At 68.3% G+C, this 12540-nt stretch carries 9 protein-coding genes; 6 read left to right on the top strand and 3 right to left on the bottom strand.

Annotation, left to right across the window (positions count from 1 at the left end):
* Entirely contained in the window at positions 1–405 is a 405-nt protein-coding gene (locus NDB2M1_RS05875) for an MAPEG family protein (RefSeq protein WP_054122845.1), read from the bottom strand.
* Positions 406–495: 90 nt separating this feature from the next.
* Positions 496–2055: an acyl-CoA synthetase gene (locus tag NDB2M1_RS05870; protein WP_072380446.1), complete on the bottom strand. Its 1560-nt coding sequence runs from the start codon at positions 2053–2055 to the stop codon at positions 496–498.
* 145 nt (positions 2056–2200) lie between these two features.
* Between NDB2M1_RS05870 and NDB2M1_RS05865 the strand changes: the two genes are divergently transcribed.
* From NDB2M1_RS05865 to NDB2M1_RS05840, 6 genes are all read left to right on the top strand, one after another.
* Positions 2201–3649 carry a helicase HerA domain-containing protein gene (locus NDB2M1_RS05865; protein WP_072380444.1) on the top strand — a complete coding sequence of 483 codons (1449 nt, stop codon included), beginning with the start codon at positions 2201–2203 and terminating at the stop codon, positions 3647–3649.
* 63 nt (positions 3650–3712) lie between these two features.
* Positions 3713–4387 (top strand): response regulator, encoded by a 675-nt coding sequence (locus NDB2M1_RS05860; RefSeq protein WP_072380442.1) that lies wholly within the window; start codon positions 3713–3715, stop codon positions 4385–4387.
* Positions 4384–5409, top strand: a complete 1026-nt coding sequence (locus NDB2M1_RS05855; RefSeq protein ID WP_072380440.1) for a sensor histidine kinase — start codon at positions 4384–4386, stop codon at positions 5407–5409. The genes NDB2M1_RS05860 and NDB2M1_RS05855 overlap by 4 nt, the downstream gene beginning before the upstream one ends.
* Before the next feature lie 29 nt (positions 5410–5438).
* Positions 5439–6551 carry an efflux RND transporter periplasmic adaptor subunit gene (locus NDB2M1_RS05850; protein WP_072380438.1) on the top strand — a complete coding sequence of 371 codons (1113 nt, stop codon included), beginning with the start codon at positions 5439–5441 and terminating at the stop codon, positions 6549–6551.
* 13 nt (positions 6552–6564) lie between these two features.
* Positions 6565–9639 (top strand): efflux RND transporter permease subunit, encoded by a 3075-nt coding sequence (locus NDB2M1_RS05845; protein ID WP_072380436.1) that lies wholly within the window; start codon positions 6565–6567, stop codon positions 9637–9639.
* Positions 9632–10918, top strand: a complete 1287-nt coding sequence (locus tag NDB2M1_RS05840; RefSeq protein WP_083554685.1) for a TolC family protein — start codon at positions 9632–9634, stop codon at positions 10916–10918. The genes NDB2M1_RS05845 and NDB2M1_RS05840 overlap by 8 nt, the downstream gene beginning before the upstream one ends.
* Positions 10919–10946: 28 nt before the next feature.
* Here the strand turns inward: NDB2M1_RS05840 and NDB2M1_RS05835 are convergent, their stop codons facing one another.
* Positions 10947–12470 (bottom strand): acyl-CoA carboxylase subunit beta, encoded by a 1524-nt coding sequence (locus NDB2M1_RS05835; RefSeq protein WP_072380434.1) that lies wholly within the window; start codon positions 12468–12470, stop codon positions 10947–10949.
* Between the last annotated feature and the right edge of the window lie 70 nt (positions 12471–12540).

Below are 12540 nucleotides of genomic sequence, written 5' to 3'. Positions count from 1 at the left end.
TCAGGCTCCCTGAACCACGCGCACGATCCCGCCGATCAGCGAGCCGAGCACGAAAGTGTAGATAGGCGGCATAGAGATATAGAGCGGGATCAGCCGCTTTTCCGCCGCCTTGTGATAGCCGCGCGCATAAAGGACGCGCATCGGGGGCCAGATCACGCCGATGCCGGCGGCCCAGTAGGGGCTCACCACATAGGCAAACAGCCATAGGCCGGGCAGGAACAGCACCAGATGCTCCAGCGTGTTCTGGTGCGCGCGGACATAGCGCTCGTACTCTTCGGGGCCGCTGTGCGAGGGCACCGGGATCTTGAACCGCCCGCGCGCGAGGCCGGCCATCAGCAGGGTGAAGTAATAGGCCAGGAGCGCGAGTGCGCTGACGATCACGACGTAGACGTAAGGGTCGATCATTGTTCTGGCGCGCCTCTTCCCATCCCTTGGGAGAGAGGCTGACGCCGGGCAGGCGGCGGGGCAACTCGCAATTTTGAGGCAATCGCATCGTCAACCGCCGCGCGTGCGCAATTCCTCCTTGAGCGCGGCCTTGGAGATCTTGTTGGCACCGCTCAGCGGCATCGGCTGGTCGCGGATCTCCAGCGTGCGCGGGCATTTGTAGTGCGCCAGCAGCGCGCGGCAGTGGTCGATGAGTTCGCGCTCGCCGGCTTCCATGCCGGGCTTGAGCGTCACGACAGCATGGACCGCCTCGCCCCAATGCCCGTGCGGCCGCCCGAAGACCGCGCACTGGGAAACGGCGGGATGGGCCGCGAGCGCGTTCTCGACTTCGAGCGAGTAGACGTTCTCGCCGCCCGAGATGATCATGTCCTTCAGGCGGTCGATGACGAAGAGGTAGCCGTCCGCGTCAATGTAGCCGATATCGCCGGTGTGCATCCAGCCGCCGCGAAGCGCCTCGGCGGTAAGGTCGGGTCGGTTCCAGTATCCCAGCATCACATTCGGCCCGCGCGCGACGATCTCGCCCGGCTCGCCCGGAGGAAGCAGGCGGTCCTGCGCATCCACCACGCCGATTTCGGCAAAGAGCACGCACCGCCCTGCTGAACGCAGGCGGCCGCTGGGCCAGTTTTCGGGCAGGTGATCGTCGCAATTGAGGATCGTCACCACCGGCGAGAGCTCGGTCATGCCGTAGGATTGCAGGAAGCCGACATGGGGCAGCGCGGCCATGATTTCCCGCAGCAACGGTTCCGGCATCGGCGCCGAGCCGTAGGAGAGGACGCGCAGCGAGGAGAGGTCCGCCTCGATCAGCGCCGGATCATCGAGCATCGCGCGCAGCATTGTCGGCACGAAGGTCGCGTGGGTGACGCCGGTCCATTCAATGGCCGCGATGACCTCGCTGGCGACAAACCTCGGCAGAAGAACGTGGGTGCCAGCAGCGTGCGTCACCGAAAACACCCGCGCGGCAGCAGCCACATGAAACAGCGGTCCGTGATGGAGGTGGACGATATCCGGCCCGAAGCCGAGTTCGCCGTAGGTGTTGGCCGTATTGGCGACAAAATTGGCGTGGCTGATCATCACGCCCTTGGCCGCGCTCGTGGTGCCGCTGGTGTACATCAGGACGGCCAGATCATCGCCGCAGCGGCCTTGATCGGGGAGCGGGGACGCTTCTTCGATCAGCGCCTCGTAGGCGTGCATGCCATCCGGTGCCATGCCATCACCCGCATGGACCAGCGCCGCCTTGCCGCCCGCCGCTGCCAGCAGTTCGCCGCGCATCTCGCAGAAGTCATCGCCCAGCACGATCACGTCCGGCGCGCAGTCCGCCACCTGATCGCGCAGTTCGATCCGGGAGAGGCGGTGGTTCAGCGGCGTGATCGCGCCGCCCGCGTGCATCGCGGCGAAGAAGCATTCGAGCGAACGGTGGCTGTTGAGCGAAAGCAGCACAACGCGGCCATTCGTGCTCAGCCCTAGCGCCTTGAATGCGCCCGCCAGACGCGCGACGCGATCGGCAAAAGCGTTCCATGTGAACGTTTTGTCGCCGTCGATCACGGCCACGCCATCACCGCGCAGATGGACCGCCCGCCGCAAGGCCTGACCCAGACTGACCGACTTGTTCACGCGGCGACTCTCCCTGTTTTGGCCCCGGTCTACGCGCTTGGCTGCAACAGCAGGAGCTGTTCAATATGGCAGCGCGGGGTTTTCACCGCATAAGGCTGTGTGCGGGTCTTGCCCAGAACCGCGCAAACGGGCCATGCGCCGAGCGATGACGCTCAAGGTTGATATGGGATTCGATGGTGCCGGGGGTGCGGCGCTGGTCGATCTGGAGGAGTTGCTGGCAACCCGGCTGCTCGTCCAGGGCAATTCCGGCTCGGGCAAATCGCATCTGCTGCGGCGGTTGCTCGAGAAAAGCGCCGGGCAAGTCCAGCAGGTGATCATCGATCCCGAGGGCGATTTCGTGACCCTATCGGGGCCTTATGGCCACGTTTCGATCGAGGCGGTCGACTACTCCGTCAGCGAGATTACGCACTTTGCCCGCCGTTGCCGCGAGCATCGCACCTCCGTGGTCCTCAGCCTCGAAGGGCTGGAGATGGAAGGCCAGATGCGCTGCGCCGCCGCCTTCCTGATGGGCCTGTTCGATGCCCCGCGCGAGCACTGGTTCCCGGCGCTGGTGGTGGTGGACGAGGCGCAGATCTTTGCCCCCGCTGCAGGGGCCGAGGTCAGCGAGGAAGTGCGCCGCGCGTCGCTTGGCGCTATGACCAATCTGATGTCGCGCGGGCGCAAACGCGGTCTCGCCGGGATCATCGCGACGCAGCGCCTTGCCAAGCTCTCGAAGAACGTCGCGGCCGAGGCGAGCAACTTCCTGATGGGCCGCACCTTCCTCGATATCGACATGGCGCGCGCGGCGGATCTGCTCGGCATGGAACGGCGGCAGGCCGAATCCATCCGCGATCTGGCGCGCGGGACATTCCTCGGGCTTGGCCCCGCCATCGCCCGCCGGCCGGTGATGCTCAAGATCGGCACGGTCGAGACTTCGGCACGCAGCAGCAGCCCGGTGCTGGTGCCGCTTCCCAATGCGCCCGCCGGAGACATGCGCGAATTCCTGCTGGCCGGGCTTGAGGATGCCACGCCCCTCCCCGCCCCGGTTCCCACGCCGCGCCCGCAGCCGGCGACGCTGGTGTTGGAGGAACTCGCCCGCCTGCCGATCGAACCGGTTGCGGAAGAGCTTCCCGAACCGGTCGATCCCGAGCCGGTCATGGTCGCCGCCCTGCGCGCCATTGTCGGTGACGAGGAAGCGACCGGCAAGACGACGGCGGTGCTGTTTCAGGATTTCCAGGTCCGCTGCCGCATGCACGGGCTGCGGCAGACGCCACTCGATCTGGCAGGCTTCACCCGCCGGTTGGCGGCGGCGCGCGCGGGAATCTTCGAGGGCCTGGAAGACGAATGGGCGCCGGCACTCGAAGCGGGCCGCCGCGTGCCGGACGATATGCTCGGTGCGTTCCTGCTGATCGCGCGGGCGGCGAGCGAGAACCAGCCCTGCCCCAGCGATCAGGAACTCGCGCTGGTCTACGGAACGAGTTCGCTCGGCCGGGCGCGCCGGGTGCTGAGCTACATGGAAGAGCGCGATATCATCGTCGCGCGCACCGATCTTTCCGGACGCCGCTCGATAACGATCCCTGCTTTGGGATGGACAACGCAGCCGACCGAGCCGTGACCCCCGTCAGCCTCCCGTCAGGCTTGCTTGCTATTGCCCGCCCGTTGGCCATAGCGGGGTCGAATGGCGCGGGTTCTGATCATCGAGGACAATGAGCGACTGGCCGGGCTGATCGCCGATGGCCTCGCCGCGCAAGGCCATGTCTGCGATGCGGTGCATACGCTGGCGTCGGCGGAGGATGCGCTGGCCGCCACCTCGTTCGACGGGATCGTGCTCGATCTGGGCCTGCCCGATGGCGACGGGGTCGACTGGATGCGCGCGCAGCATGGACCGCGCCCGCCGATCCTCGTCCTGACCGCGCGCGATGCGCTGGAGGACCGCATCAAGGGGCTGGATGCGGGTGCCGACGACTATCTCCCCAAGCCCTTCGCGATGAGCGAGCTTGCCGCGCGGCTGCGGGCTTTGCTGCGGCGGCCCGGCGGAAGGCAGGATGCCATTCTGAGCCTCGGCAATGTGGCGTTCGATCCGGCGAGCCAGCAGGTGACGGTCGATGCCCATCCGCTGGACCTCACCCGCCGTGAGGCGGCGCTGATCGAACTCCTGCTGCGCCGCGCCGGACAAGTCGTGCGCCGCGCGGTGATCGAAAGCAGCCTCTATACCTTCGACGAGGCGGTCACGCCCAATGCCGTCGAGGCGAACATCTCGCGCCTGCGCCGCAAGCTGGAAGAGGCAGGCGCCGCGCTGGAACTGCACACGATCCGCGGGGTCGGATACATGGCAAGGGCGCGCGGGGCATGAGCAGGCCGCCGTCGATCATTCGCCGTCTGACCGCCAGCCTTGCATGGGTCGGCGGGCTGGGGGCGCTGTTGCTGCTGATCGTGATCGGCATTGAGTACCGCATATCGTTCAGCAATCTCGGCGATCACGATGCCTTCGTCCGCGCGATCCACGAACTCAGCGAACACGTTTTGCTGCCGATGGCCGTTCTCATCCTGCCGATGGCGCTGGCGGGCCGCTGGGCGATCAAGAGCGGCGTGCGCCCCTTGATCGAGGCTGCAGCACAGATCGATGCGCGGGCCGGAGAGACGCGGGGTGTCCGTGTCGATACCACCGACTTTCCCATCGAGGCGCGCCCGTTTGCCGATGCGATCAACCGCGTGCTGGGGCGTGTCGATGGTGCCGCAGCGCTGCATGAGGCCTTTGCGGCCGATATCGCGCATGAACTGCGCACGCCCTTGACGCTCCTGTCGCTCGAGCTGGACCGGCTCGACCATCCCGATGCCGAACGCATGCGCGGCGATGTCGCGCGGATGGGGCGGCTGATCGACCAATTGATGTTGCTCGCGCAGATCGACGCCGATCATGCCGCGCAGATCGCTCCGATGCCGGTCAACCTCAGTGATGTGGCGGGCGATGTCCTTGCCCAGCTTGCCCCCATAGCGCTCGACCGGGGACTGCGGCTGGCGCTGGAGGCGGACGCGCCGGTTGTCGTGACCGGGCGGCGCGAAGCGATTGGCGCGGCGCTGCGCAACCTGATCGAGAATGCGCTGCGGGCGAGCCCGGCGGGCGGCTGCGTGACCGTCCGAACCGAGGCGGGCGGCTTGCTGGCGGTACGCGATGAAGGCCCCGGGCTTTCGGCGGACCAATTGGCCACTCTGACGCAGCGCCACCGCCGCGCCGATCACGCGAGCAAGCATGGTGCGGGGCTTGGCCTTGCCATCGTCGAGCGGATCATGCGGGCGCATGGCGGGACGCTGGAAACGAGTGCGGAGGCGCGGGAACTGCGGCTGCGGTTTCCCTCGGTCAGCGCGTCAGACTGACGTCAGCTTCACCAACTAGGGCGGGCAGCATGAAGCAGAATTCGTTGATCCTGGGCGGCGTGGCCGCCGTACTGCTCGCGGGCGGTGGCTGGTGGTGGATGACCTCGCAAGGGGCAAGCACCGCTGCGCCCGTCACTGCTGCCGCGCCCGGTACCGCGAAGGACGGCATGATTGCCCTATCCACTGAACAGATGCACGCGCTTGGGCTGACGCTGGCGGTCGCATCGGCGGCGCAGACGGTGCCGGTAGCCGAACTCCCCGCGCAGATCATGCCCCAGCCCAACGCGCGGGTTGCGGTTGCTGCGCAGTTTCCCGGCGTCATCACCCGTATCTTCGTGGTGAATGGACAGGATGTGAGCGCGGGCCAGCCGCTCGCCACGGTTGCGAGCCGCGACATGGTCAGCCTTACCGCCGAACTCGCCCGCGCCCGTGCCCGGCAGAGCGTCGCACGCGCGCAGGCTGCGCGGCTAGGCCAACTGGCGCGCGAGGGCATCATCGCCCCTGCCCGCGCCGACGAAGCCGCCTCGCTCGCGCGTCAGGCGGATATCGACGTGGGCGAACAGGGGCGGCTCATCGGCCTTGTCCCCGGCGGACGCGCGGGCGGCGCAGGCTATACGCTGAGTGCCCCGATCAGCGGCCGCATCAGTGCGATGAGCGCCGAGACTGGCAAAGCGGTCGACCCGGCCATGGCGCCCTTCGTGATCGACGGTGGCGGCCCGCTGCAAGTCACCGCGCAGCTTCCGGAGCGGCTGCTGGCGACCGTGAAGCCCGGCATGTCCGTACGCATCGGCACCGTCTCCGGCACGGTTACGGCGGTTGGCCAGTCGCTTGATCCTGCGACCCGTTCGGCCACGGTCACCGCGACCATACCGGCAGGCAGCGCGGCGGCAGGCAGCGCGACCTCGATCGGTATCGAAGGCCCCGCGCCGGCAGGCGCCGTGCGGATACCGCTTGCAGCACTCGGCGACATGAACGGCGGCAAAGTTGTGTTCGTCGCAGTGCGCGGCGGGGTCCGTGCGCGACCGGTGACCGTGGCTGGAGTGTCCGGCGACAGCGCCGTCATCACACAGGGCCTCACCGCAGGCGAACGCGTCGCGGCGAGCGGGGTGAGCGAACTCTCGACGCTCGCCGGCGCCAACTGATTGCACTGCTGCCATGCTCCGCGAACTTCTCGCTAAGGCGTTGTCGTTCCGCCTCCTCGTGCTGGCTGCCGCGCTGGTCGTGGCGGGCATTGGCGGCTGGACCTTCGCCAACCTCCCCATCGATGCCTATCCGGATATCGCGCCGACGCAGGTGAAGATCATCCTCAAGGCGCCGGGGATGACGCCCGACGAGGTCGAGACGCGCATCCTTGCGCCCATCGAGCAGGAAATGCTGGGCCTGCCCAAGCAGGCTGTGCTGCGCGCGACCGCCAAGTATGCGATTGCCGACGTCACCATCGACTTCACCGACGGCACCGACATCTACTGGGCGCGCCAGCAGGTCAGCGAGCGGCTCGCAGGCGTGATGGGCGATCTGCCTGCAGGCGTGAACGGCGGCCTCGCGCCGATTTCAACGCCGCTCTCCGAACTCTTCATGTTCACCATCGACGGACCGCAAAGTCTGGAAGAACGCCGGACCGCGCTCGACTGGACGATCCGCCCGGCCCTACGCACCGTGCCCGGCGTCGCGGACGTCAATGCGCTGGGCGGCTATGTGCGCACCTTCGAAGTGCGGCCCGATCCGCTGGCGCTGGGCGCGGCGGGGCTGACGATGGCGGATGTGAAGGCCGCGGTCGAAAGCGGCAACCGCAATGATGGTGCGGGCCGGCTTGCCAATGGCGAGAACGCGCTGATCGTGCGCGCGGTGGGGGCGATCAGGACGCTCGATGACCTGCGCGCGCTGGTGCTCCACGCGCCGGGCGGACGCGTGCTGCGGCTGGGTGATGTCGCGACCATCAGCAATGGCAGCCTGACCCGCTACGGCGCGGTCAGCGCGGACGGGCATGGCGAGACCGTCGAAGGCCTCGTCATTGCGCTGCGCGGGGCAGATGCGCGCAAGGTGGTGACCGGCGTGAAGGCACGGCTTGCCGAACTGCAGCACAGCCTGCCGCCCGGCATGAAAATCAACGTCTTCTATGACCGGTCGGACCTGATCGCCCGCGCGGTGGGCACCGTGGAGGAAGCGCTGCTCGAGGCGACGATCCTCGTCGTCGTGCTGCTGGTGGTGTTCCTCGGCGATTGGCGCGCCGCAGCGATTGTCGCCGCCACGCTGCCGATGGCGGCCCTCATCTGCTTCATCCTGATGCGCGGCTGGGGCCTTACCGCCAATCTGATGAGCCTCGGCGGCCTGGCCATCGCCATCGGCATGCTGGTGGACGGGGCGGTCGTGGTGGTCGAGAACGTGGTCGAACGGCTGGCGCAGACGCACGACGACATATCGCCGCGGCTCCACCACGTGTTCCGCGCCACCAGCGACGTGATCGTGCCGGTCTCCGCAGGGCTGCTGATCATCGCGCTGGTGTTCCTGCCGCTGGTTTCGCTCGAGGGCCTTGAAGGCAAGCTCTTCGCGCCCGTCGCGCTCACGATCATCTTCGCGCTGGTGGCGGCGCTGTTGCTGGCGCTCACACTGGTTCCAGCGCTGGCCTCGCTCGGCCTCAAGTCAGGCGCACATGGTGAGCCGTGGCTGATGCGCCAGCTCGCGCCGCGCTACAGCGCGCTGCTCGGTGCGGCGTTCGCGCGGCAGAAGCTGGTCTATGGCCTTGCGGGCCTGGGCCTTGCCGCCGCCGTCGTTGCCTATGGCGCGGTGGGCAAGACCTTCATGCCGCAGATGGACGAGGGCAGCGTGATCGTCCAGCTGGTCAAAAGCCCCTCCATCGGCCTGCCGCATTCGGTCGCCGGGGACATGGCGGCGCAGCGCATCCTCAAGGCCAAGGTGCCCGAAGTCGACCGTGTGATCTCGCGCGTCGGTGCGGACGAACTGGGGCTCGATCCGATGGGCCTCAACGAGACGGACACGTTCGTGACGCTCAAGCCCCAGAGCGAATGGCGCGGCAGCAAGGAAGCGATCATCGAGGACATGCGCCACGCGATGACGCTGCTGCCGGGCATTGGTTCCAGCTTCACCCAGCCGATCGAAATGCGCGTCTCCGAAATGCTGACCGGATCGCGCGGGGACCTTGCGGTCAAGATCTTCGGGCCGGACGGCGCGACGCTGGGCAAGCTGGCGGGTCAGGTCGAGGCGATCCTCAAGGGCACGCGCGGCGCGACCGAGGTGATGACCGTTGCCAACGACCGGGTCGACTATCTCCAGATCGATATCGACCGCCTTGCGGCCGGGCGCGCGGGGCTCTCGGTCGACATGATCGAGGACACCTTGCGCGGCCAGCTGGAAGGCGTGCGCGCGGGCGTGGTGGCGGAAGGCAACCGGCGCATTCCCATCGTGATGCGCGCTCGCGGGGGGGTGGAGGCCAATCCCGCCGCGTTTGCCGATACGCTGCTGCGGGGCGCCGGCGGGCAGACGGTCAGGTTGAGCGATGTCGCGCATGTGCGCCCGGTGGCCGGCCCGGTGAAGATCGATCATGAGAACGGCTCGCGTTATGCACTGGTGCAGGCCTTCGTTTCGGGCCGCGATCTCGTCGGCTATGTCGAGGAGGCCAAGGCGGCGGTGCAGGCCCGCGTGCCGATGCCAGCGGGCTACCGCGTGGTGTGGGGCGGCCAGTTCGAGAACCAGCAGCGGGCCGCCGCGCGGCTTTCGCTGGTGGTTCCGGCGGCGCTGCTGCTGATCTTTTTCGTGCTGCTCGCCACGCTGCGCTCGCTGCGTGCGGCGCTGCTGATCCTCGTCAACATTCCCTTCGCTATGGTCGGCGGGATCGTCGCGCTCTGGGCGGCGGGGCAATACCTCTCGGTGCCCGCGTCGGTCGGCTTCATTGCTCTGCTCGGCATCGCTGTGCTCAACGGCCTCGTCCTCGTCTCGTACTTCCGCCAGCTGCGCGCGGAGGGGGTGCCGATGGCCGAAGCGGTGCGCCTCGGTGCCGAGCGCCGTCTGCGCCCGGTACTGATGACCGCGAGCATCACCGCCTTCGGGCTCGTGCCGCTGCTTTTTGCCACTGGCCCCGGCTCCGAAATCCAACAGCCGCTCGCCATCGTCGTGATCGGCGGACTGGTCAGCTCGACCCTGCTGACGCTGGTGCTGCTGCCGATCCTGTTCGAACGCCTTGGCGAAAGCCCTGAGGAACGTGCCGATGGCTGATGTGCTGCACTCGTTGCGCGGGCTGCGTGCTGCAGCATGGCTCGCGGTGGCCCTCCCCGCCGTCGCTGCCGCACAGCCCGGCCCTGCGCTTGATCAGCGCGCGGATCTGCCGCCCGCGCCCCTCGTCAGCGAAGCGCTCGACAGCTACCCGGGCGTGCTTTCAGCTGCTGCCCGCATCGATGCGGCGCGGGCACAAGCGGGAGCCCTGGCGCGCGGGCCGCAGGAAATCTCGATCCAGGCGACTGCGCTGCGCCGAGCAGTCGATCGGGAAGGCAACTTCGCCGAGTTCGACGCCACCCTCTCGCGGCCCTTCCGCCTCCCCGGCAAGGCTTCGCTCGATCGCAAGACGGGCGCTGCGGGAATCAGGTTCGCGCAGAACGAAATGGCCGATGCCCGCCACCAAGCCGCGCTAGCGCTATCCCAGCAGTGGTTCGACTGGGTCGAGGCTGGCGCATTGGCCGCCAGCGATGCCGCCAATATCGCCTACCTTGAACGCGCGCTCGGTGCGGTCGAGCGGCGGGCCGCGCTGCGCGATGCGGCGGCGCTGGATGTCGATCAGGCACGCGCGGCGCTGTCCCGCGCCAAGGGCCAGCGGGCTGATGCACTGGCCCGCGCCGCAGAGGCCCGCGCGCGGTTGGCAGCAACATTTCCGGGTATTCCCCTGCCCCCGGCTCCCCCTGCCCCGACCGCGCCGGCCGAACCGGTGATCGGCTTTGATATGCTGGCCAAACTGGTCATCGAACGCAGCCACGAGATCGGCGCAGCGCAGGCGATGGCCGACCGCGAAGGCTTTGCCGCCGACCGCGCCCGCGCCGAACGCCGCGCCGATCCCTCGTTCGGCGTGCGCGCCTTCAGCGAGCGCGGCGGGATGGAGAAGGGTCTCGGCGTCGTCGCAACGATGCCGCTGGGCGGTGGATACCGGCGCTATCAGGCCGAGGAAGCCGCCGCCAATGCCCGTGCGGCTGCGCAGGATCTGGCCGGGGTGCAGCGCTCCGTGGCTGCCATGGCGGCGGCAGACAAGGCGCTGGCCGAGACCCGCCTTGCGGGCTGGCAGGCGCTGGCACAGTCAGCCGATGCAGCCAATGCCGTCGCCGAGCGCACCATTGCGGGCGGCAAACTGGGCGCCATCGATCTGGCCGACGTGCTGCTCGCCCAGCGACAGGCAGGCGACGCGCGGCGCGAGGAGATCGCCGCGCGCATGGCGGCGCTGCGCGCGATCCTCAAGCTCGAGATCGACTCCCACGTCGTGTGGATCGATGCCGACGATCACGGTGAGTAGGCACGGCGAGCCCGGCGCGCCCTGACCTTCAGGCCGCGCCCAGCTTCCGCCACGCGAGCTCGGCGAACTCGCACAGCAGCGGCCGGGTATCGCGGGGGTCGATGATGTCCTCCACGGCATAGCGCTCGGCCGTGCGGAAGGGCGAGCGGACCCGGTTGAGGCGGTCGCGGATCATTTCGAGATGCGCTGCCGGGTCCTCGGCCTGCTCCAGTTCGCTTTTGTAGGCCACCTCGATCCCGCCTTCGATGGGCAGGCTGCCCCAATCGCCCGAAGGCCAGGCGAAGCGGTACTGGAAGTCGTCAGCGTTGCTCATCGCGCTGCCGGCGATGCCATAGGCGCGGCGCACGATCACCGAGGCAAGCGGCACGGTGGCGCGGTAGATCGCGTTCATTGCCTGCACCCCGTAGCGGATCGTGCCGCTGGTCTCTGCGGCGAGGCCGATCATGAAGCCCGGGTTGTCGACAAGGTGAACGATCGGCAGGCGGAACTGGTCCGCGAGCTTGACGAAGCGCTCGACCTTTTCCGAGGTGCGCGCTTCCCACGATCCGCCGAGGAATGACGGATCGCTGGCGAGCAGCGCCACCGGCCAGCCATCGAAGCGGGCAAATGCGGTGATCGCGGCGCGGCCCCACTGGCGGCCCATTTCGAACACGCTGCCCTTGTCGGCCACGGCCTCGGCGACACGGCGCATCGAATAGACCTGCTTGGGATCGCGCGGCACGGCGGCGAGCAGGAATTCCTCGCGGCGGTCAACCGGGTCGCGCGGCCTGGTGCGCGGCGCGGGCTGGCCGACGCGGCACGGCAGGTAGGAGAGGAACCGGCGCGCGCGCTGGAAGGCTTCGGCTTCGCTGGCGACTTCGTCATCCACCACGCCGTTGCGGGTGTGGATCGCGCTGCCGCCGAGGCTTTCCTTGTCGCTCGCCTCGCCCAGTGCCTCGACCACGGCTGGCCCGGCGGCGAAGAGTTGCGAGAGGCCCTTCACCATCAAGGAATAATGGCTCGCCACCACCCTTGCGGCGCCCAGGCCCGCCGTCGGCCCCAGCGCCAGCGCGACGACCGGCACGGTATCGAGATTGCGGATCACGTCCGACCAGCCGGGAACGGCCGGCACATACGTCGCGCCGATGTCCTCCAGCGTACGCACCGAGCCGCCGCCGCCGGTGCCGTCGATCATGCGGATCATGGGGATGCCCAGAGTGTGCGCCATCTTCTCGCACTGGACGAACTTGCGGTGGATCGCCGCATCGGCCGCACCGCCCCGCACGGTGAAGTCGTCGGCGGAGGCCACGACCGGTCGGCCCTCGATATCGGCGCGGCCGAAGATCAGGTTCGAGGCGCTGAGGTCCGTGAGATCGCCCGCAGCGTCATAGTGCCCCTTGCCCGCGATCTTGCCGATCTCGCGGAACGAACCAGCATCGACCAGTCCGGCAATCCGCGCCCGCGCATCGAGTTTGCCACGCGCATGCTGACGCGCGACTTTGTCCGGCCCGCCCATCTTCTCGGCGAGCGCCTCACGGCGGCGCAGTTCATCGATCTCGGATTGCCATGTCATTGTTTACGCTCTCCCGCCAAGCGATGTGCCATGTCCGGCAGCGCGGTGAAAGGGGCTGTCTGCCGGTCAT

It is taken from the genome of Novosphingobium sp. NDB2Meth1 (assembly GCF_900117425.1).
GTDB lineage: Bacteria > Pseudomonadota > Alphaproteobacteria > Sphingomonadales > Sphingomonadaceae > Novosphingobium.
The sequence above is the reverse complement of the archived record's forward strand: the minus strand, read 5'-3'. Positions and strand labels throughout refer to the sequence as shown.